Source organism: Streptomyces sp. NPDC051822, assembly GCF_044452745.1.
In the GTDB taxonomy this organism is placed as follows: domain Bacteria; phylum Actinomycetota; class Actinomycetes; order Streptomycetales; family Streptomycetaceae; genus Streptomyces.
The window spans coordinates 346,056-366,192 of sequence record NZ_JBITBZ010000002.1 but is presented as its reverse complement, the minus strand read 5'-3'; the positions used below and the strand labels follow the sequence as shown (position 1 = coordinate 366,192).

At 71.6% G+C, this 20,137-nt stretch carries 17 protein-coding genes and 1 pseudogene; 8 read left to right on the top strand and 10 right to left on the bottom strand.

The genetic code is table 11. The features are described from left to right. Positions 1–95 precede the first annotated feature (95 nt). The 6 genes and pseudogenes from ACIA8N_RS07480 to ACIA8N_RS07455 form a co-directional block, all read right to left on the bottom strand. The gene (locus ACIA8N_RS07480; RefSeq protein ID WP_365781657.1) at positions 96–1,274 is read right to left on the bottom strand and encodes a DUF4190 domain-containing protein; all 1,179 of its coding nucleotides are present in this window, start codon (positions 1,272–1,274) and stop codon (positions 96–98) included. A 203-nt stretch (positions 1,275–1,477) separates the two neighbouring features. After that, on the bottom strand, positions 1,478–3,055 hold the full coding sequence (locus ACIA8N_RS07475) for a S8 family serine peptidase (RefSeq protein ID WP_365781655.1): 1,578 nt from the start codon (positions 3,053–3,055) through the stop codon (positions 1,478–1,480). A 658-nt stretch (positions 3,056–3,713) separates the two neighbouring features. After that, positions 3,714–4,505: a DUF4232 domain-containing protein gene (locus ACIA8N_RS07470; protein WP_365781652.1), complete on the bottom strand. Its 792-nt coding sequence runs from the start codon at positions 4,503–4,505 to the stop codon at positions 3,714–3,716. 112 nt (positions 4,506–4,617) lie between these two features. Further along, complete coding sequence (locus tag ACIA8N_RS07465; protein ID WP_365781649.1) at positions 4,618–7,266, bottom strand: BTAD domain-containing putative transcriptional regulator; 2,649 nt, start codon at positions 7,264–7,266, stop codon at positions 4,618–4,620. Positions 7,267–7,558: 292 nt separating this feature from the next. Further along, entirely contained in the window at positions 7,559–8,029 is a 471-nt protein-coding gene (locus ACIA8N_RS07460) for a DIP1984 family protein (protein WP_365781647.1), read from the bottom strand. 235 nt (positions 8,030–8,264) lie between these two features. Beyond that, positions 8,265–9,683, bottom strand: a pseudogene (locus ACIA8N_RS07455) (SNF2-related protein); the annotation flags it as partial. A 145-nt stretch (positions 9,684–9,828) separates the two neighbouring features. On the opposite strand from ACIA8N_RS07455, the gene ACIA8N_RS07450 reads away from it, so the two are divergent. Both ACIA8N_RS07450 and ACIA8N_RS07445 read left to right on the top strand, forming a co-directional pair. Continuing rightward, a complete protein-coding gene (locus ACIA8N_RS07450; protein ID WP_018845686.1) occupies positions 9,829–10,080 on the top strand; it encodes a hypothetical protein in 252 nt (83 codons plus the stop codon). Further along, positions 10,080–10,472, top strand: a complete 393-nt coding sequence (locus tag ACIA8N_RS07445; protein WP_142266002.1) for a type II toxin-antitoxin system VapC family toxin — start codon at positions 10,080–10,082, stop codon at positions 10,470–10,472. Before ACIA8N_RS07450 ends, ACIA8N_RS07445 begins: the two co-directional genes overlap by 1 nt. 127 nt (positions 10,473–10,599) lie before the next feature. Here ACIA8N_RS07445 and ychF read toward each other — a convergent pair whose 3' ends face one another. Beyond that, complete coding sequence (gene ychF / locus ACIA8N_RS07440) at positions 10,600–11,688, bottom strand: redox-regulated ATPase YchF (protein WP_024760863.1); 1,089 nt, start codon at positions 11,686–11,688, stop codon at positions 10,600–10,602. Between the two features lie 338 nt (positions 11,689–12,026). On the opposite strand from ychF, the gene ACIA8N_RS07435 reads away from it, so the two are divergent. Beyond that, complete coding sequence (locus tag ACIA8N_RS07435) at positions 12,027–12,608, top strand: DUF6542 domain-containing protein (protein WP_365781731.1); 582 nt, start codon at positions 12,027–12,029, stop codon at positions 12,606–12,608. Between the two features lie 6 nt (positions 12,609–12,614). Here ACIA8N_RS07435 and ppgK read toward each other — a convergent pair whose 3' ends face one another. Beyond that, positions 12,615–13,367 (bottom strand): polyphosphate--glucose phosphotransferase, encoded by a 753-nt coding sequence (gene ppgK / locus ACIA8N_RS07430; RefSeq protein ID WP_365781644.1) that lies wholly within the window; start codon positions 13,365–13,367, stop codon positions 12,615–12,617. 29 nt (positions 13,368–13,396) lie between these two features. Beyond that, positions 13,397–14,440 (bottom strand): 4-hydroxy-3-methylbut-2-enyl diphosphate reductase, encoded by a 1,044-nt coding sequence (locus tag ACIA8N_RS07425; RefSeq protein ID WP_399415888.1) that lies wholly within the window; start codon positions 14,438–14,440, stop codon positions 13,397–13,399. A 54-nt stretch (positions 14,441–14,494) separates the two neighbouring features. Here ACIA8N_RS07425 and ACIA8N_RS07420 point away from each other — a divergent pair, with 54 nt between their 5' ends. From ACIA8N_RS07420 to ACIA8N_RS07405, 4 genes are all read left to right on the top strand, one after another. Further along, positions 14,495–15,856, top strand: coding sequence for an APC family permease (locus ACIA8N_RS07420; protein WP_365781640.1), 1,362 nt, complete (start codon positions 14,495–14,497; stop codon positions 15,854–15,856). Positions 15,857–15,974: 118 nt separating this feature from the next. Then, positions 15,975–17,192 carry an exodeoxyribonuclease VII large subunit gene (xseA, locus tag ACIA8N_RS07415; RefSeq protein ID WP_365781638.1) on the top strand — a complete coding sequence of 406 codons (1,218 nt, stop codon included), beginning with the start codon at positions 15,975–15,977 and terminating at the stop codon, positions 17,190–17,192. 95 nt (positions 17,193–17,287) lie between these two features. After that, positions 17,288–17,551, top strand: a complete 264-nt coding sequence (locus ACIA8N_RS07410) for an exodeoxyribonuclease VII small subunit (RefSeq protein ID WP_365781635.1) — start codon at positions 17,288–17,290, stop codon at positions 17,549–17,551. Positions 17,552–17,690: 139 nt separating this feature from the next. Continuing rightward, complete coding sequence (locus tag ACIA8N_RS07405) at positions 17,691–18,281, top strand: malonic semialdehyde reductase (RefSeq protein ID WP_030223821.1); 591 nt, start codon at positions 17,691–17,693, stop codon at positions 18,279–18,281. Positions 18,282–18,378: 97 nt separating this feature from the next. On the opposite strand, the gene ACIA8N_RS07400 is transcribed toward ACIA8N_RS07405, so the two are convergent. After that, positions 18,379–18,894, bottom strand: a complete 516-nt coding sequence (locus ACIA8N_RS07400; RefSeq protein ID WP_211270403.1) for a DUF4245 domain-containing protein — start codon at positions 18,892–18,894, stop codon at positions 18,379–18,381. 133 nt (positions 18,895–19,027) lie between these two features. On the opposite strand from ACIA8N_RS07400, the gene glpX reads away from it, so the two are divergent. Further along, entirely contained in the window at positions 19,028–20,062 is a 1,035-nt protein-coding gene (gene glpX / locus ACIA8N_RS07395) for a class II fructose-bisphosphatase (protein WP_030223818.1), read from the top strand. Positions 20,063–20,137: the final 75 nt, after the last annotated feature.

Genomic DNA, 20,137 nt, shown 5'->3' with positions numbered 1-20,137 from the left:
CACCGCTCAGGTCCGCACGCGGCGGGGCCGGGCCTCCCGAGGGAGACCCGGCCCCGTTCACGTATCCACCCGCACGCGCGCGTACCCGGCTCGGCTCAGGCCGTGGTGCCGCCTCCGCCGCCGCCCTCCGGCGGGGTGTCCGTCAGGCCGAGCGCGGCCCGTGCGTCCGCGCCGTCGGGCAGGACGTCCCAGGCCGGGTCGTACGCCTCCCAGTAGGCGTCCGCGTCGGGCGCCTCGGCGAGCTTGCTCCACGCCTTCGAGGCCGCGTCGAGTTCCTTGCGGAGTTCCGCCATCGGAGCCGTGGAGGCCCCGGTCCAGGAGTGCCGTCCGAGTCCCGCGCGGGCCGCGTCGATCGCCGCGAGCATCTCCCCCGCCCACTCCTTGTTGCCGGTGAAGTCCTCGTCCGGATCCTCCTCCGGCTCCCGGTACATGGCCGTCTCGATCGGGTTGAAGGTCTTCAGGAAGTGCTCCTGGTCGCCGTCCAGGCTGTCGGCGTCGGAGCGCAGCGAGCCGCTGAAGGGCTCCTCCTCGGTGGCGAAGGTGCAGGTGACCAAGCGGTCGCCGAGGCGCCAGCTCTCCTTGCTCGGCAGGTAGTAGTAGAGCCAGACGTGCTCGGGGACGGCCCAGGTGTCCATGGCGTAGGCGGCGTTGAGGGGCTCGCAGCGCTCCACCGCGATCTTGTCGATCGCGTCCTCGCCGGGCCACCTGTCGAAGCCGGTGACCTCGAAGCCGCCGGTGACCTCGCCGTCGTGCGGCCGGTCGCAGTCGACGATCTCGACCTCCTCCGTGTACTCCTCCGACTTGCCGTCGTCGTTGAAGCACTGGCCGGTCCGCAGCGCGAGCGGCGACTTCGAGCGGGACGCCTCGTCCACGCCTTCCTTGAAGCCGCTCCAGACGGAGCTGAAGCCTCCGGTGACGAGGCCGACGATCAGCAGCAGACAGCTGACGGAGGAGAGGGCGATGCCCGCGATGGCCAGTCCCTTGCCCGACTGGTCCCGCTTCCGGATCTGCGGGAGGGCCACGAGCCCGAGGACCAGGCCGAGGGGCGGCAGGCAGCAGACGACGCCGGCGACGAGGGAGCCGATGGCGAGGCCGTTGGTGGTGCGCCGCGGCATGCCGTAGGGGCCGATGCCGGGCATGCCGGGGCCGCCGGCGTAGGGGCCGGCCGCGTACGGCATCCCTGGGGAGGTGTACGGGCCGGGGGCGGGCCATCCGCCCTGCTGCGGGCCTCCCTGAGGTGACGGCGGCGGCGGGGGCGGCTGGGTCGGCTCCACGGGTACGGGCTCCTGTTTCGGGGCGGGCAGCGCGAACAAACGATCGAGCGCGCATCGTACGTGGAGGGACGGACAGGCCGGTCGGGCGGGGCTGACGGAAGGAACCGGAGGGCACGGTGGCGGCGGACGGAAGGGGCGGCCGCCCGCAGGCGACCGCCCCTCAGTCAGTCAGTCACTCAGTCGTCAGTCACTCACCAGCGGCCTCAGAACTGCAGGGCCCAGGAGTCGATCTTGCCCGTGTCGATGGACGCGTTGTCCGTGACCCGCAGCTTCCACGTGCCGTTGGCGACCTCCGAGGAGGCGTTCACCGAGTACGTGGTGTTGATGTTGTCCGCACTGCCGCCGGTACCGAAGGCCTTCAGCGTGTACGCCGAACCGTCGGGGGCGATCAGCTGGACCTGGAGGTCGCCGATGTAGGTGTGGACGATGTTCACCGGCACCTGGAGGGTGGAGGGAGCGTTGCCCGTGACGCCGCTGACGGTGACCGGGGACTCGACGGTCGCGTTGTCGGCGATGGCGTAGTCGGCGGTGTTCTCGAACTTCTTGCCGGTGGGCGGCGGGGTGGTGGTGCCGTCACCGACGTACAGCAGGCGGTTCGGGGAGCCGGTGCCCGGGCTGGTCACGACGTTGGGCGTGGCGGCGTTCACCAGTGCGGTGCCCACCTGGGCCGGGGTGGACGTCGGGTTGTTCCCGAGGTACAGCGCCGCCGCGCCGGCGACGTGCGGGGACGCCATCGACGTACCGGAGATCGAGTTGGTGGCGGTGTCGCCGGTGTTCCACGCCGAGGTGATGGACGAACCCGGGGCGAAGATGTCCACGACGGTGCCGTAGTTCGAGAAGCTGGAGCGGGCGTCGGAGCTGGTCGTGGAGCCGACCGTGAGCGCCTCGGTCACGCGGGCCGGGGAGTAGTTCGACGCGTTGGCGTTGCTGTTGCCGGCGGCGACGGCGTACGTGACGCCGGACGCGATGGAGTTGCGGACGGCCGCGTCGAGGGTGGAGTCGACGCCTCCGCCGAGGCTCATGTTGGCGACGGCCGGCTTGACGGCGTTCCGGGTCACCCAGTCGATGCCCGCGACGACGCCTGCGGTGGTGCCGGAGCCGTTGTTGTCGAGCACGCGGACGCCGACGATCTTGGCCTTCTTGGCGACGCCGTACGCCGTGCCCGCGACGGTGCCGGCGACGTGGGTGCCGTGGCCGTTGCCGTCCTGCGCGACGTTGTCGTTGTCGACGGCGTCGAAGCCGTTGAAGGCCCGGCCGCCGAAGTCGGTGTGGGAGATCCGTACACCGGTGTCGATGATGTACGCCGTGACGCCCGAACCGGCGGTGTCCGGGTAGGTGTAGCTCTGGTTCAGCGGAAGGGCCCGCTGGTCGATCCGGTCCAGGCCCCAGGACGGCGGCGAGGGCTGCGTGGCGTCGATCGTGAAGACGCGGTTCTGGACGACGGACTTGACGGCCGGGTCGGCCGCCAGCTTCCGCGCCTGCGCCTCGGAGAGCTCGACGGAGTAGCCGTTGATGGCCGAGGTGTAGGTTCTCTTGATCTTCGCGCCGAACTTGGAGGCCACGGCGCGGCCCTCGGCGGTCTCGGCCTGGGCCGACTCGTCGAGGGTCACGATGTAGCTGCCCGCGATGGTGCCTTCGGCTCCGGCGTTCTCGATGACACCCTCCGCGGCGGCCGGTGAGGCGACGGCCGGGAGGGTGGAGACGGAGCCGAGGGCGAGGGCGGCGACGGCTATGGCCGCTGCGGTGGCGACTCGGCGACGTGAGTCACGCATCACTGACATGTGAGGGGTCCTCCTCATTGGTGGTGCGCTGCTGTGGGGGAACGGCAGGGACATGACAAGAGGACACGAGGTGTCCGCACCGTCTCGAACATCCGGCTGCCGAGCGAAAGATTGGCGGATCCATAGGAATCGCACAAGAGTCATGCCGCACCCGCAACAGCCGCGCCACACAGCTGACATGATGATCGCCTTGGCCGCCTGTGCGGGCCGTCACTGCCGGGTCGAGTCACCCACGGACGCGCTCACCTGGCGTTGTCCTCACCGCGGCGGCCCGCGGGACCCCGAATGCGCGAGTGCGCCGGTTCCCCTCCTGCCACTTGCGTCCCGCGTGAATTCATTGTGGCGTTACGCAGAGCCGACCCCGTAGTTCAGGAACTGCGGTCCCTGAAGGAGCCCTCAGTCCGTCCAGTAGGTGTCGTGCCCGTTGGAAGTGCGTGGCGGGTCCGCCCGCCCTCGGGGGGCCATGTCGACGCGGCAGAGCACGAAGGCGATTCGGGCGCGCCACACGACGAAAGCAGCCCCCGGCCCCCCGGCCTCCGGCGCCGGACCGGGGACCGGGATGCCGAGAGGCGGGAGGCTGAGGGCCGTACGCCGAGAGGCGGGAGGCTGAGGGCGCCCGGCGCCAAGGGCGGCCGGACGCCGACGGCAGCCGGACGGACTAGAAGTCGTCGGCGCCGTTGCGGAGCTCGTACGTCCAGTAGCCCGTCTTCGCGACGGCCTCGTCGACCGCGAGGCCGCCCGCGGGCGCCTTCACGACGATGCTGCCCTCGGCCGGACCGCCGGCGGCGAAGAGGTTCACGTTGAACTCCCGCACCACCTTGTTGTCCTCGTGGGCGCCGCCGAGCGCGATGCGCACGTTGGCGTACGCGGGCGCGCCGGGCTTCAGGACGACCGGGGCGGCCGGCTTGCTCTTCGCGACGGCCGGGACGTCCTTGGCGGTCTGGATCGGGCCGAAGGCGATCAGCGGGTACTGGAGAAGGGTGCAGGAACGGCTGGAGGTGTTGGTGGCGGTGAGGACGATGTGCTCGGTCGGGACCTCGTCGGCCTTCGCCGCCGTGACCTTGACGTCGCCGTAGGCACAGGCGGGCGCCGTGGCCGAGGTCTCGCCGCCGGTGGTGGAGCCGGTCCCGGCCGTGGAACCGGTCGTACCGGTGCCGCCGGAGGTGGAGCCGCCGGTGGCGGTGGAGCCGCCGGTGGCGGTGGAGCCGCCCGTGGAGCCGGAGCCGCCCGTGGAGCCGGAGCCGTCCGTGGAGCCGGAGCCGCTCTTGGCGCCGGTCTGGTCCGCCTCGCCGGCGGCGGCCGCGCCACCGCCGGTCGTGCCCGCCGACTGCGAGGAGCTCGCGCTCCCCGCGTCCTTGGCGCCGGCGTCACCGCCGCCGCAGGCGGTCAGACCCAGCGAGAGGGCAGCGAAGGCGGCGGCGGCCAGGACGGTGGTCTTGTGGGTACGCATGGTGGTTCTCCCCCGTGAAGCGCGATATCCGCGGTGACCGCGGTTGGTCAATGCACGTACTCGGTGCTGTGTTCAGCTTCCCGTTCCGCGCTGCCGTCCCGCTTGCGTACCGCTAACGTTCCGCTGACAGGCGCGAGAGACGCGCCGCGGCCCGCGCCGAACCCTCCGGGAACCCGGCCGCGTCGGCCGCCACGATCGCGCGTTCCAGCTGGTCAGCGGCCTCGTCAAGACGGCCCGTGCCCGCCAGCGCCTCGCCCCGGACGATCTGCAGCTGCGCCTGGACGACGACCGCGTCCGGTGCGACGAGTTCCCCCGCGCGAAGGGTGTGGGCGAGCGCGGCCTCGTAGTCCTCCGCCTTCAGGCAGTGCCCCGCGAGGTGCTGGAGGGTGAGCGCCTGCGTGGAGGGATGGTTCGTGCGGTCGGCGAGCGCCACCGCGTGGACCATGAGCAGCCCGGCGCGCTCGTGCTCCCCGGTGGAGTCCAGGACGGCCGCGTAGTTGACGTAGGCGATGGCCTCGCTGACCATGTCGCCGGCCCGGGCGGCCAGACCGGGTGCCTTCTCCAGATGGACGAGCGCCTCGGCGTCCCGGCCCTCCTCGTGCAGGATCCAGCCGAGCAGCGCGCGCACCCGCGACTGGGCGTCGAAGTCGCCCACGGCCTCGGCCGAGACGAGCCCGGCCTCCAGGAGGGGCGTCCAGCCGTCCCCGATCCGCATGAGCATCAGCGGCCACTGCACCAGGGCGAGCCGCCAGGCCCGGTCGTGCAGGCCGAGGGCCGCCGCGGCGGTGACCGCGCCCTCCAGGGCGGGGCGCTCCGCCACGTACCAGTCGAGAGCCGCCGTCCGGTCCTCGAACTCCCGCGTGGCGGCGGGCCGCCGGGCGTCGGCGGGCAGCGAGTAGCAGGGCTGGGAGCCCGGCTCGGCGGCGGCGTCGGCGGCGAGGCCGGTGTAGAGGTAGTGGTCGAGGAGGCGGGGCAGGCCCTCGGGGTCGGCGTCCGGGGCGAGATGGCGGGCGTACAGGCGCACCAGGTCGTGCGGCGTCCAGCGGCCGGGGACGGCCTCGGTGAGCAGATGGGCGGCGGCGAGCCGGTCCAGGTCGACGGAGGCCTGCGTGGGAGACGTCCCGGCGAGCGCGCCCGCCGCGAACCGGTCCAGGTCGGAGCCGGTGTGCAGGCCGATGGCGCGGAACAGCCGGGCCGCGGAGTCGGGCAGCTGCTGCACGGTGAGCCGGAGCGCCGCGGAGACGCCCCGGTCCTCGACGTCGAGCAGCAGCAGCCTGCTCTGTTCGTCGGCGAGTTCGCCGACCATCGCGTCGAGCGTCCACCCCGGCCGTTCGGCCAGGCGGGCCGCCGTCACGCGCAGCGCGAGCGGCAGGCCGTCGCAGAGTCCGGCGAGCCGGGCGGCGGCGGCCGGTTCGGCGGCGACCCGCGTCTCGCCGAGGACGGTGGTGAGCAGGGCCGCCGAATCGGCCGGCGGGAGGTGCCCGAGCGGTACCGGCCGGGCCGCGTCGGAGGCGATGAGGCCTCCGAGCCGGTCGCGGCTGGTGACGAGCGTGGTGCAGTGGTCGCCGCCGGGCAGCAGCGGTCTGACCTGCTCGGAGGAGCGGGCGTTGTCGAGGACGACGAGCAGCCGGCGGCCGGAGGTCAGCGAACGGAACAGCGCGCCGCGCGCCTCGACGGTCTCCGGGATCCGCTGCGGCACGACGCCGAGCGCGAGCAGGAACTCCCGCAGGACGGCGGCGGTCTCGGGCGCGGCGGTGTCGCTGAAGCCGCGCAGATCGGCGAAAAGCCGCCCGTCGGGGTAGTCGGCACGCCGCTCGTACGCCCAGTGCACGGCGAAGGCCGTCTTGCCGACACCGGCCGGCCCGGTGACCAGACAGACGGGACCGTCACCGACGAGGACCGCCCGGTCGAGCGCGGCGAGTTCGGCGCCACGCCCGGTGAACCCGCGCGGCGCCCGCGGCAGCCCCTCCGGCGCGGGGACCTGGGCGGCCGGGACGGCGGGGCGGGGCGTGGGGACGGGCCCCGCGGAGCGCAGCAGCGTCGCGTACGCCTCGCTGAGCGTCTCCCCGGGGTCGACGCCCAGCTCCTCGGCGAGCAGCCGCCGGGTGCGGTGGTACCAGTCGATCGCGTCCGACTGGCGTCCGGAACGGCCGAGGGCCAGCATCAGCGCGGCGGCGAGGGACTCCCGCAGCGGATGGGCGACGGCCTCGGTACGGAGGACGGCGGCGGCCCTGGCGTGCTCGCCGAGTTCCCCGTACGCCTCGGCCAGCAACTCCACCGAGCCGAGCCGCATCTCCTCCAGACCGCCGGCCGCCGCCTCGAGCGGCCTGCTGTGCACGGTCCCGGTGAGCGCGGGCCCCTGCCAGTACGACAGCGCCTCGCGCAGCATCCGGACCGCGTCGGCCGGCCGCCGCTGCACCTGGGCGAGCCCCACGAGCTCCTCGAACCGGTGCGCGTCCACCAGCGACTCGGGCATCCGCAGCACGTACGCCGAGCCCTGGGTGGCCAGCTCGACCCCGTACGCCTCCGCCCCGTGCTCGGCGAGCAGCGCCCGCAGTCGCGAGACGTGCCCCTGGAGCACGGTCTTGGCATGGGTGGGCGGCTCCTCCTCCCACAGCGCGTCGATCAGCTGACCGACGTTCACGGCGCTGTTGGGCCGCAACAGAAGCATGACGAGCAGGCTGGACCGCTTGGCGGGCCCCAAGGCTACGTCCCCGTCCTCCGTCACCAGCGCGACGGAGCCGAGCAGCCGGAACTCCACCTGTATACCTCCGGATCCCTCGCCCCCGTTTCACCAACAGTCGAGGATACGTGGGGTGGAGGGGTCGCCTGTGACGTGGAGATCCCCGATCCCGCCCTCGCCGTCCGAATCTGCACATGGTGATGAACTGTGCGCTGTGCACCGTCACCTGTGAGCTGTGCTGAGCGGCTGTGTAAAAGGGGAATCGAACCCCTGCGCTGCTCTCCACGCACCAGGTAGGACCGGATTGACCGCCGGTCCACGGCTTGTGCACGCCTTCGCGACGACTACCTGCTCCACGCCGGCAACCGGCTCAGTCCAGCAGATCGACCTCCCAGTTCGACCGCTGGATCAGCACGTCGACCTCACGGAGCTCCCGCGCCAGCACATCGGCCTGTGCCCGCAGCCGGGCCACCGGCAGGGCCGACACCATCTTCAGCTCGGACCGCAGCTGGCGCACCATCCCGTGCTGGTCGCGCCCGGCGGCGGCGTCGGCCGCCGACGAGACGACGGAGTGCCGCAGCCGCAGCACGTCCCGCCGGGCCAGCGCGTCGGTGAGCGTGCCACCGCCCTCGACGACGGCCCGGGCGTTGGTCCTGTTGATCCGCCGGATCAGCCCTTCCAACTCCCCCAGCACCTCGTCGGCCTCGGCCAGCAGGGCGCCCGCGTCCTCGGCGGGCTCCTCCCCCTCCTGGTACCGGGCGTTACCGACCACCCGCGACCGCAGCTGCTCCACCCGCCGAGCGGCATCCGCCCGCAACACCAACGCCTCGGCAAGCTTCAAGGCCCCGCACCTCCACCACGACGATTCCGGCTGAAAGTATGCCTGCCGACCGGGGCCCGCGGTGACCGCCGTGTCCACGGACGCGGGCCCATGGGACTCCGTGGGTCGCGGCTGCGGACCGGTCGGGGATCCCGAGGCGGAGAAATCCGTGGCACACCGGCGGGACCTGCGGCGAGACTGCACGGGTGAGCGACTCGTACCCCTGTGCCTGCTGCGGGCACCACGTGCCGGGCGCAGGGGCCACAGCCTTGCGGAAGGCGACCGAGCCGGCCAACGCGTCCCGTTCACCGAGGGACTCCGCGACGTCGCCGTCGAGCATCTGGACCAAGTTGCGGAACTCCACGACTCGGTTCTCCATCGGGGTCCCGGTCATGAAGAGGCTGCGCTCACAACGCTCCGTCCACAGGGCGACCGACTGAGACCGCTTGGTCTTCGGGTTCTTCACGGAGTGCGCTTCGTCGACGACGAGGAGTCCGACCTCCCCGCCGCCCGGCGCCGGAAATCCGCGCAGTGCGTCGAACGTGGTCACCCCCACCCCGCCCCGCCCCTTCCAGTCGGCGAACGCGTAGTGCCGGTCGGGGCCGTGGAGCACCGTGACGCGAAGGGCGCTGCGGGCCTCGATCTCCCGAGTCCAGTTCACGAGAACGCTCGCCGGGCAGACGACCATGAAGTGACTCTGCCCCTCGGCTGCCAGGTGGGCGAGGACGGCGATCGCCTGGATGGTCTTCCCGAGGCCCATCTCGTCGCCGAGTATCACCTTGCGCTGCGCAAGCGCGAACCGTGCGCCGAACGCCTGGTATCCGCGCAGGGAGACCCGCCGGTGTGTGTCGTCGAGGTGCTGGGTCCGTACGCGCTCCGCAATCTCGTCCGGCAGGAAGCCCTCTGCGGCTGCCGCGTCCGGCAGCCGCCCGGAGATCTCGGCGAGCAGGCTGTAGTACTCCGCGGAGCGGAGTTCGAAGTCCACCCAGGCCGCGATGTCGGACGAGAGCCCCCGGAGCAGGTCCACCGACGCCTGGGCGAGCAGCTCGGGCAGACCGGCCTGCTCCGCCTCGTCCACCAGCGACCGGGTCTCTGCGACCGCCGCCCACGCGCGAGCCTTCTTCTCCCGGCCGGCCAGAAGCATCCGGACCCTTCCGGCGGCGGGCCTCGCGTCAACCAGCAACGGACCGAGCCTTTCCGCCAGGGCGGTGGCCCTGTCGACCGCACGCCGGGCGTCCGGGCCGGCCTCCACCAGGACGTGCAGGGCCATGACGAGCGCGGTGGTGCGCGGTTCCGGCCGGTCCACGTCGATGTGGACGGCCACGGTCTCGTGCACAGCCTCGGAGAGCCTGCGCGCGGCGGCGAGCATCTGGTCGACGGTGCGCTGCCCGACACCGGGAATCTGCCGCAGCCGGTAGGGGCCCGCTTCGAGAACACTGCCCAGGGTGCGCAGTCCGCTCTTCTCGACGCTCCCCAGCCGCAGCCGCCCTTCGGTGACGTCCTGCAGCCGCGCGACCGGAATGGCGTCGAGCTCCCGCTTCACCGCCGCGTCGTGGATCGGCTTCAGTGCCGCCCTTACCGCCCCCACTGCCCTTCCGTGGTCACCGACCACTGCCTGCGCCGCCTCATACAGTCGCGCTCCCCTCGCGACCGTGTCTCGCTCGCCACGCCCCACGCTTCCCGCCCCTCTCCGACCCTCCTCGCATCGTCCCACCGCCCACACCCGGCCTCGACGAGCGATCGCAGCTCCCTGCGGACCTACCGCACCTCGGGTCGGTCATTCCCGCCCCAGACTTACGACCACCGGTAGGATCAGCACCATGAGCGGTAGTAGGAAGTATTCGATCAGCCTGCCCGAGGATCTCGCCGAGGCCGTACGCGCCCATGTCGGGCCCGGCGGTTTCTCCGCCTACGTCGCCGAGGCTCTCGAACAGAGGGTCGCCATGGACAAGCTGCGGGAGATCGTCGCCGACTTCGAGACCGACAACGAGGCTCTCACCCGCGAGGAGGTCGAGGCCGCCCGGGCGCTGCTGCGCCACGACCACCGGCAGGCCGGCGGGGCCGCCGCCTGATGCCCGGCACCCTCCTGCTCGACAGCGAAGGACTCTCGAAGCTCTATCGCAAGGACCGCACCGTCGTGGCCCTGGTCCAGGCGGCGTCGGAGGAGGGCGTCCGAGTCGCCACCAGCGCCATGACCACGCTTGAGGCCGACTACGAGCGCATTCACCCGGCCCGCATCAAGTGGGTCCTCTCCCGCGTCGACGTCCACGACGTCACCAAGGAGATCACCGACCGGGCCGCCGTCCTCCTTCGCACCCATCACCTTCACGGCCACAAGTACGCCATCGATGCCGTTCTCGCCGCCATCGCCCGCAACGCGCCCCAACCGGTCACCGTCCTCACCTCCGACCCCGAGGATCTGACACTCCTGTGCGGCCCTTCCGTGGAGGTCGTCAAGGTCTGAGACCGCGTCGCCGCCATGCCGCCCGGCCAAACGCTGTCACCGCATCGCGGGATCGAGGACTCACTGCGGACACACAGCTGTGCCCGACCCAGCAACAGGCGGGTCGGGCACAGGTATTGACATAGCGTCAGACGTTGAAGCGGAACTCCACCACGTCGCCGTCCTGCATGACGTACTCCTTGCCCTCCATGCGGGCCTTGCCCTTCGCGCGGGCCTCGGCCACCGAGCCGCATTCGACCAGGTCGGCGAAGGAGATGATCTCCGCCTTGATGAAGCCGCGCTGGAAGTCGGTGTGGATGACGCCGGCCGCCTCGGGGGCGGTGGCACCCTTCTTGATCGTCCAGGCGCGGGTTTCCTTCGGGCCTGCCGTCAGGTAGGTCTGGAGGCCCAGGGTGGCGAAGCCGACGCGGCCCAGGGTGGCCATGCCCGGCTCCTCCTGGCCGACGGACTGGAGGAGCTCGAGGGCCTCGTCGTCCTCCAGCTCGATGAGCTCCTGCTCCAGCTTCGCGTTCAGGAAGATGGCCTCGGCGGGGGCGACCAGCGCGCGCTGCTCCTCCTTGAAGGCCTCGTCCGTCAGCTCGTCCTCGTCGACGTTGAAGACGTAGAGGAAGGGCTTCGTGGTGAGGAGGTGCAGCTCGTGGAGGAGGTCGCCCTGCTCCGTGCCCTTGGCGATGCCCTTCGAGAAGAGCGTGTCGCCCGCTTCGAGGATCTTCTTCGCCTCCAGGACGGCCGCGAGGACGGCGACCTTCTCCTTCTGGAGGCGGGACTCCTTCGTCAGGCGCGGCTCCGCCTTCTCGATCGACTGGAGGTCGGCGAGGATCAGCTCGGTGTTGATCGTCTCGATGTCGTCCTTCGGCGAGACCTTGCCGTCGACGTGGACGACGTTCTCGTCCTTGAAGGCGCGGATGACCTGGCAGATCGCGTCCGACTCGCGGATGTTCGCGAGGAACTTGTTGCCGAGGCCCTCGCCCTCCGAGGCGCCGCGAACGATGCCGGCGATGTCGACGAAGTCCACGGTCGCGGGAAGGATCTTCTGGGAGCCGAAGATGCCCGCGAGGACGGCCAGGCGGGCGTCGGGGACACCGACGACGCCGACGTTGGGCTCGATCGTGGCGAACGGGTAGTTGGCCGCCAGCACGTCGTTCTTGGTCAGGGCGTTGAACAGGGTCGACTTGCCGACATTCGGCAGACCGACGATTCCGATCGTGAGCGACACGGTGGCGACTTCCTGAAGTGCGGATGGGGGGCCGATCCCCCAGTTTACGGGCGGCCCGAACCGGCCAGTGACGCCGACCTTCGGTCGTTCTCGGGGGCAAGGTCACCCAAAGGGCGTGTCCCGGACCCGGTTCCCGCCCCTTCCCGACCTACGTTGGTGGAGTGGAGCAGCACAGGACAAGTCAGCCGCAAGGCCGCCGACGGCCGCAAACCCCCGTCGCGCCGCCCGTGACGCCGCCCGGCGCGCTCGTCGAGGGCGCGGCCGTGTACCGCGTGACCGGCAGGGCCCGGCGGGCCCCCGGCGGTGCCCGCGTCGAGCGGGCCGGGACCGCGGGGCCCGTGGGGAAGGCGGGCGGACGGCCCGTGCCCCCCGTCGTCCTCGCGCTGCGGCGGCTTCCCTCGCCCCGGCTCACCGGGCTCGGCGCCGGGCTCTTCGCCGCCGCCGTCATGCTGACGCTCGGTTTCCTCGACCGGCTGCTTCTCGACGGCTCCCCCGTCGCGTACGGGCTGCTGTTCCTGCCGGTCAGCGCCCTGACCGCGCTGTGGGTCCGTACCGCCGACCTCGTCACCGCCCCGATCGGCGTGCCCATCGCCTTCGCCGTCGGCGTCGTGCCCATCGCGGGCGGCTCCGGCGGCCTCGGCGGCCAGGCCATGGCGATCGTGACCGCCCTCGCCGTGCACGCCGGCTGGCTGTACGGCGGCACCCTCGTCGCCGGGCTCATCGCGAGCGTACGGAAGGTGCGGGAGATGGGGCGGCGTCAGGCCGTTCGGACCGCCTCCGCCACGGGCCCGGCTCCGGCCCTCGCCCCCGCCTCGCCTTCCTCCGCGGCCGGCGAGGGGCCCCGGGGGCGGAGTGGAGCGGGTGGAGCGGGTGGAGCGGGCAAGGCGGGTGGCGGCCCGCGCCGTCGTCCCGTGGGCTGATCGGAATCAGGCCCCCGCCCTCCCCGCCGCCGCCATCCCCGCCCCCACGATGCCCGCGTTGTTCTGCAGTTCCGCCGGGACGATCTCCGCCCGGATGCCCTCGATCAGCGGCAGGAACCTGTCGGCCTTGCGGCTCACCCCGCCGCCGATGATGAACAGCTCGGGCGAGAACAGCATCTCGACGTGCGCGAGGTACTTCCGCACGCGGCGCGTCGCCCAGTGTTCCCAGCTGAGGTCCTCGTCCTCCTTGGCCTTGGTCGACGCCCTGGTCTCCGCGTCGTGGCCCTTGAGTTCCAGGTGGCCCAGCTCCGTGTTGGGCAGGAGGCGGCCGTCGACGAAGACGGCCGAACCGATGCCCGTGCCGAGGGTCAGCATGATCACGGTGCCCTTGCGTCCACGGCCCGCTCCGAAGGTCATCTCGGCGATCCCGGCCGCGTCGGCGTCGTTGAGGACGGTCACCGGGAGGCCGCCCAGGCGGGTGCTGATGAGCGTGCCGGCATCGACGTCGATCCATGATTTGTCGACGTTCGCGGCCGTACGGATCGTGGAGCCCGTGACCACGCCGGGGAAGGTCACCCCCACGGGGCCCGTCCAGCCGAAGTGCTCCACCACCTCCGCGACACAGCCCGCCACACCGTCGGGTGTGGCGGGCTGCGGGGTCAGTACCTTGTGGCGCTCCTCGGTGAGCGCGCCACGCTCCAGGTCCACGGGGGCGCCCTTGATGCCCGAGCCGCCGATGTCCACTCCGAAGACGTTCATGGACCCACGGTAAGGGCTGGGGCGCGGTGTTAGTCCGTGACCGGCCCGGCCGCGAGGAGCTTCGCCGCCTCGGCCCGCAGGTCCTTGTTGCGGAGCTCCTTGGGCAGCGAGAAGGTGAGCGACTCGTCGGCGGTCTTGACGATCTCCACGTCGGCGTAACCGCGCTCTGACAGCCACTCCAGGACCTCCTGTACCAGGATGTCCGGGACGGAGGCGCCGGAGGAGAGGCCGACGCTGGTGACGCCTTCAAGCCAGGCCTCGTCGATCTCGCTCGCGAAGTCGACGAGGTACGCGGCGGGCACGCCGGCCTGCTTGGCGACCTCGACCATGCGGATCGAGTTCGAGGAGTTCTTCGAGCCGACGACGATGACCAGCTCGGCCTGACCGGCGAGCTCCTTGATCGCGATCTGACGGTTCTGCGTGGCGTAGCAGATGTCGTCGGACGGCGGGGAGATCAGCTGCGGGAACTTCTCCTTCAGCGCGTCGACCGTCTCCATCGTCTCGTCGACCGAGAGCGTGGTCTGGGAGAGCCAGACGACCCTGGACGGGTCGCGGACCTCGATCTTGGCGACGTCGTCCGGGCCGTCGACGAGCTGGATGTGGTCGGGGGCCTCGCCGGAGGTGCCGATGACCTCCTCGTGGCCCTCGTGGCCGATGAGGAGGATGTCGAAGTCCTCGTTGGCGAAGCGGACGGCTTCCTTGTGGACCTTGGTGACGAGCGGGCAGGTGGCGTCGATGGTCTTGAGGCGGCCCTGGCGGGCCTCCTCGTGGACGGTCGGGGCGACGCCGTGGGCGGAGAACATCACGATGTTGCCCGGCGGCACCTCGGTCGCCTGGTCGACGAAGATGGCGCCCTTCCGCTCCAGGGTCTGGACGACGTACTTGTTGTGGACGATCTCGTGCCGGACGTAGATCGGCGCCCCGTACTGCTCCAGGGCCTTCTCCACCGCGATCACGGCACGGTCCACGCCCGCGCAGTAGCCGCGGGGGGCGGCGAGCAGGACACGCTTCGGACGGTTCGTCGCGGGGGCGGACTCGGGCGTCGGCGCGGGCATCGCAGTCATGGGTCCCATCGTAAGGCCGCGTCGGTGAGCGGTTTGATCGGTGCCTTGGCCGAAACTGTCGCCATGGCCGAGGAATCACAGGTGGCGGGGCGCGAGGACCACACGGGACTCCGACGGAATCTCGGGTTCCGGGACCTGGTCGTCTACGGGCTGCTCTTCATCGCACCCATGGCGCCGGTCGGCGTCTTCGGGACGCTGGACGCCAAGTCCGGCGGCGCGGTCGCACTCGTGTACGTCGTGGCCACCGTCGCCATGGCGTTCACGGCCTTCAGTTACGCGCAGATGGTGCGGGTCGCTCCGCAGGCCGGTTCCGTCTTCACGTACGCCCGCAAGGGTCTCGGGGAAGGGCCGGGATTCATCGCGGGCTGGATGGCGATGCTCGACTACCTGCTGATCCCCGCCGTCGCCTACCTCTTCGCGGGCATCGCGATGGAGGCGCTGGTCCCGGAGGTGGACCGGTGGGTGTGGACCGGGATCGCCGTCGTGGTCACCACCCTGCTGAACCTCTGGGGCGTACGCGCGGCGGCCCGGGTCGGCTTCGCGGTGCTCGCGATGGAGATCGTCGTCCTGCTGGTCTTCGTCGTCTCCGCCGTGGTGGTGCTCGTACGGGACGGGGCACGGCGCGACTGGTGGTCGCCGCTCACCGGCGACGTCTCGTTCTCGCTGGCCGCGGTGCTCGGCGCGGTGTCCGTGGCCGTCCTCTCCTACCTGGGCTTCGACGCCATCGCCTCCTTCGCCGAGGAGGTCACGGGCGGCTCGGCGAAGGTGGCGCGGGCTGTGCTGTTCTGCCTGGCCCTCGCGGGCGTCCTCTTCGTGGCGCAGTCCTGGCTGGTCGCGCTCCTCGAACCGGTCTCCTCGGCGGAACTCGCCGCTGACCCCGGAAAGCAGGGCTCCGCCTTCTACGACGCCGTGGACGTCTCGATCGGCGGCTGGCTGCACGACCTCGTGGCCGTCTCCAAGGCGATCGGCGCGGCCTTCGCGGCGCTCGCGGGGCAGGCGGCCGGCGGCCGGCTGCTGTTCGCGATGGGCCGCGACCGGCGCCTGCCGCACGCGCTCGCCCGGACGGACGCGGGCGTGCCGCGGGTGGCACTGCTGGTGGCGGCGACCGTGACGATGGTCGCGGCGGTGTGGGCGGCCCGCCGGGACGACGGCCTGGACCACCTGGTGTCGGTGGTCGACGTCGGCGCGCTGACGGCGTTCGTCCTGCTGCACGCGAGCGTGGTGGGCTGGTTCGCGGTACGGAGGGCGGAGGGCGAGCCGCACTGGCTGAAGCACGTCGTCCTTCCCGTGGTCGGGGCGGCGATCCTGATCGCGGTCATCGTCGAGGCCTCGCCCGAGGCTCAGCTGGTGGGCGCGGTGTGGCTGGGCGTGGGCCTGGTCGTCCTGGGCGTCCAGGGAGCGACGCGGACGCCGGCGGGGCGCTGACGCCGTCCGGGGTGCTGACGCCGTCCGGGGGCACGGTGCCGCCTGACGGGCCGCCTGGCGCGCGGCGCTACCTCCGCGCGCCCCTGACGTTGTCGTACCGCCCGGTTACGCTCGGTCCATGGCTCTGACTACGTCCGCCGAAGCACCGCTTCCCGTCGGTGAGGTCTCCCGCCTGATCGGGGGGTGGATCGACCGGCTCGGGGCGATCTGGGTCGAGGGGCAGATCACGCAGCTGTCCCGGCGCCCCGGCGCCGGGGTCGTCTTCCTGACGCTGCGGGACCCCTCGCACGACATCTCGATCGGCGTCACCTGCTACCGCCAGGTCTTCGACGCCGTCGCGGACATCGTGTCGGAGGGCGCCCGGGTCGTCGTGCACGCGAAGCCCGAGTGGTACGCGCCGCGCGGGCAGCTGTCGCTGCGGGCGGTGGAGATCAAGCCGGTCGGGATCGGCGAGCTGCTGGCCCGCCTGGAGCAGCTGAAGCGGTCCCTGGCGGCCGAAGGGCTCTTCGCGCTCGACCGGAAGAAGCCTCTGCCGTTCCTGCCGCACCGGATCGGGCTCGTCTGCGGCCGGGCCTCGGCGGCGGAGCGGGACGTCCTGGAGAACGCGCGGCGCCGCTGGCCCGCCGTCGCCTTCGAGGTGCGGAACGTCGCGGTGCAGGGCGTGAAGGCGGTTCCGCAGGTCGTCCAGGCGGTCAAGGAGCTCGACGCGCACGACGACGTGGACGTGATCATCGTCGCCCGCGGCGGCGGCAGCGTCGAGGACCTGCTGCCCTTCTCGGACGAGCAGCTCGTCCGGGCCGTCGCCGACTGCCGTACGCCGGTGGTGTCGGCGATCGGACACGAACCGGACTCGCCCCTCCTCGACCTGGTGGCCGACCTGCGCGCCTCGACGCCGACGGACGCGGCCAAGAAGGTCGTGCCCGACGTGGGCGAGGAGCTGGAGCGGGTCCGCGGGCTGCGGGACCGGGCCCTGCGGACGGTACGAGGGCTGCTCGACCGGGAGGAGCGCGGCCTGGCGCAGGCGCTCGCGCGGCCCGTCATGGAGCATCCGCAGCGCATGGTCGAGGTCCGCGCGGACGAGGTGGCCGCGCTCCTCGCCCGGAGCCGGCGCGTCCTCGGGCACCTCCTGGACCGGGCGGACTCCGAGCTGTCGCACACCCGGGCGCGGGTCCGGGCGCTCTCGCCCGCGGCGACGCTGGAGCGGGGGTACGCGGTGCTCCAGCGGGCGGACGGCGCGGTGGTCCGCTCCCCGGAGGAGGTCGCGGAGGGCGAGGAGCTGAGGGCCCGGGTCGCGGAGGGCGAGTTCGCGGTGCGGCGCGTGGGCGATCCCGTCTGAGAGCCGGCAGCGGACAGAGATGATGATCTAGGTGATGCAGGTGATCTGGATCCGGACGTTCTCGAGTGAGAACCGGACACGGAGGATGGAGCGACATGGCAGCGGGAACGGGTACGGGAGCGGGCACGGACGAGGCTGCGCTCGGGTACGAGCAGGCGCGGGACGAGCTGATCGAGGTCGTTCGGCGCCTTGAGGCGGGCGGCACGTCCCTGGAGGACTCCCTCGCGCTCTGGGAGCGTGGCGAGGAGCTGGCGAAGGTCTGCCGACGCCGGCTCGAGGGTGCGCGGGCCCGGCTTGACGCCTCGCTGGCGGCCGAGCGTGCCGCCGAGGCCGCGGAGGCGGGCAGCGGGGACGAGTAGCCCCTGCCGTAGACTCCGAGTGAAGCGGATCACTATCCGGATGGATTAGTTGAAGTTTCATCAATCAGGGGCGTACTGTCGAGACATCGCTTGAACGTTGTACGAGCGACTCCCCTTTGCAGTCCGGAAGGTACGCAGCATGTCTCTCGCCCTTGACCCCGCCGCCCAGGACCTCCTCTTCCGTGAGGCCCGCACCGCCAACACGTTCACCGACGAGCCGGTGACCGACGAGCAGGTCCAGGCGATCTACGACCTGGTGAAGTACGGCCCGACCGCCTTCAACCAGACCCCGCTGCGCATCACCCTGGTCCGCTCCCCCGAGGCCCGTGAGCGCCTGGTCAAGCACATGGCCGAGGGCAACCAGCCCAAGACCGCCTCGGCCCCGCTCGTCGCGATCCTCTCCGCCGACAACGAGTTCCACGAGGAGCTCCCGAGCCTGCTGCCGCACTTCCCGCAGGCCAAGGACATGTTCTTCGCCGAGCGCCCGGTCCGCGAGAGCGCCGCGCTGCTGAACGCCGCCCTCCAGGCCGCGTACTTCATCGTGGGCGTCCGCGCCGCCGGCCTGGCCGCGGGCCCGATGACCGGCCTCGACTTCGACGGCGTCCAGAAGGAGTTCCTGGACGACGACCACACCCCGCTGATGGTCGTCAACATCGGCAAGCCGGGCGAGGACGCCTGGTTCCCGCGCTCCCCGCGCCTCGCCTACGAGGACGTCGTCACCACCGTCTGATCCGGACGACGACGCCCCGAGGGCGACGCCCGACGGCACGGACAAGGCCCCGCACTCCATGAGTGCGGGGCCTTGTCCGTGTTCCGCGCTACCCGGCTCAGACCTTCTTCGACCGCAGCGAGCCCGCCATCTCGGCCAGCCGCTCGAAGGAGGCCGTGCCGGTGACCACCGTCGTCGCCTTGCCGTCCACGCGGACGAGCGCGTCGTACTTCGGGCCCTCCCAGCGCTGCCAGACCTGGCCGGCCACCGTCTGGGTCTTCCCGGTGTTCTTCGCCCGCTGCGTCACGTCCGGCACGTAGGTGCCCGGCGCCGCCGTCGACTGGTGGATCGCCACGTACTGCGTGTCCGGGGAGAGGAAGCCGAGCTGCCAGGCGTCCGCACTGTCACGCTTGTACGAGACGACCGTCGCCTTCCACCCCTCACCCAGGCCCTCGGGGGCCAGCACCGGATACGGCGCCGCCCGCTGAGCCGTCAGGAGCTCGACCCGGTAGTCCTTCGCCTTGACCGGTTCGGCGCTCTCGTCGTGTGGGATGAAGAGATACATGACCCCCGCGGCGATCAAGATCACCCCGAGGGACTGGAACATCCCGCGTACCGTCTGCCTGCCTCGCATACCTGCCACGGCACCATGGTCGCATCATGGTGCCGTGCTCATACGTGGGCCCCTCTGCTCATTTTGTCGACGTACCGATAGAGTCACAGCACCCTCTTTTCCCGGCCGTCGCCGTACAGAAAGGTGCGTTCCGATGACCGAGCACCACCATCTGCCGCCCGAGCTCGTCGTCTCTCCCGAGGCTCCCGACCGCAACCTCGCCCTGGAGCTGGTCCGCGTCACCGAGGCCGCCGCCATGGCCGCCGGACGCTGGGTCGGTCGCGGCGACAAGATCGGCGCGGACGGCGCGGCGGTCAACGCCATGCGCACCCTGATCTCCACCGTCTCGATGAACGGCGTGGTCGTCATCGGCGAGGGCGAGAAGGACGAAGCCCCCATGCTCTTCAACGGCGAGCGGGTCGGCGACGGCACCGGCGCCGAGGTCGACATCGCCGTCGACCCGATCGACGGCACCACGCTCAACGCCAAGGGCATGCCCAACGCGATCGCCGTCCTGGCCGCCGCCGACCGCGGCTCCATGTTCGACCCGTCCGCGGTCTTCTACATGGACAAGCTGGTCACCGGCCCCGAGGCCGCCGATTTCGTCGACATCAACGCCCCCGTCTCGGTGAACATCCGCCGGGTGGCCAAGGCGAAGAACTCCTCGCCCGAGGACATCACGGTCGTCATCCTGGACCGCCCCCGTCACGAGGGCATCGTCAAGGAGATCCGCGAGACCGGCGCCCGGATCAAGTTCATCTCGGACGGCGACGTCGCCGGCTCGATCATGGCCGTCCGCGAGGGCACCGGCGTCGACATGCTCATGGGCATCGGCGGCACCCCCGAGGGCATCATCTCCGCCTGCGCCATCAAGTGCCTCGGCGGCGTGATCCAGGGCAAGCTGTGGCCGAAGGACGACGCCGAGCGGCAGAAGGCCCTCGACGCGGGCCACGACCTGGACCGGGTCCTCTCCACCGACGACCTGGTCGGCGGCGACAACGTGTTCTTCGTCGCGACCGGCATCACCGACGGCGAGCTGCTGCGCGGAGTCCGCTACCGCGCCGAGACGGCGACCACCCAGTCGCTCGTCATGCGCTCGAAGTCCGGCACGATCCGCCAGATCGACTCCACGCACCGCCTCTCGAAGCTGCGCGCGTACAGCAAGATCGACTTCGACCGCGCGAAGTAACCGCCGGCCGGACGTCCGGCGACGGTACGAAGAGGGGCGCCCCCATGTGCGGTGGGGGCGCCCCTTCCCGTACGG

Bases quoted from the DNA above. Each gene is read 5' to 3' on its own strand.
- ACIA8N_RS07445 (WP_142266002.1), top strand. From the start codon at position 10,080: ATGCCCGGCACCCTCCTGCTCGACAGCGAAGGACTCTCGAAGCTCTAT.
- ppgK (WP_365781644.1), bottom strand. From the start codon at position 13,367: ATGAACGTCTTCGGAGTGGACATCGGCGGCTCGGGCATCAAGGGCGCC.
- ACIA8N_RS07420 (WP_365781640.1), top strand. From the start codon at position 14,495: ATGGCCGAGGAATCACAGGTGGCGGGGCGCGAGGACCACACGGGACTC.
- ACIA8N_RS07470 (WP_365781652.1), bottom strand. From the start codon at position 4,505: ATGCGTACCCACAAGACCACCGTCCTGGCCGCCGCCGCCTTCGCTGCC.
- ACIA8N_RS07425 (WP_399415888.1), bottom strand. From the start codon at position 14,440: ATGGGACCCATGACTGCGATGCCCGCGCCGACGCCCGAGTCCGCCCCC.
- glpX (WP_030223818.1), top strand. From the start codon at position 19,028: ATGACCGAGCACCACCATCTGCCGCCCGAGCTCGTCGTCTCTCCCGAG.
- ACIA8N_RS07405 (WP_030223821.1), top strand. From the start codon at position 17,691: ATGTCTCTCGCCCTTGACCCCGCCGCCCAGGACCTCCTCTTCCGTGAG.
- ACIA8N_RS07475 (WP_365781655.1), bottom strand. From the start codon at position 3,055: ATGTCAGTGATGCGTGACTCACGTCGCCGAGTCGCCACCGCAGCGGCC.
- ACIA8N_RS07410 (WP_365781635.1), top strand. From the start codon at position 17,288: ATGGCAGCGGGAACGGGTACGGGAGCGGGCACGGACGAGGCTGCGCTC.
- ACIA8N_RS07400 (WP_211270403.1), bottom strand. From the start codon at position 18,894: ATGCGAGGCAGGCAGACGGTACGCGGGATGTTCCAGTCCCTCGGGGTG.
- ACIA8N_RS07450 (WP_018845686.1), top strand. From the start codon at position 9,829: ATGAGCGGTAGTAGGAAGTATTCGATCAGCCTGCCCGAGGATCTCGCC.
- xseA (WP_365781638.1), top strand. From the start codon at position 15,975: ATGGCTCTGACTACGTCCGCCGAAGCACCGCTTCCCGTCGGTGAGGTC.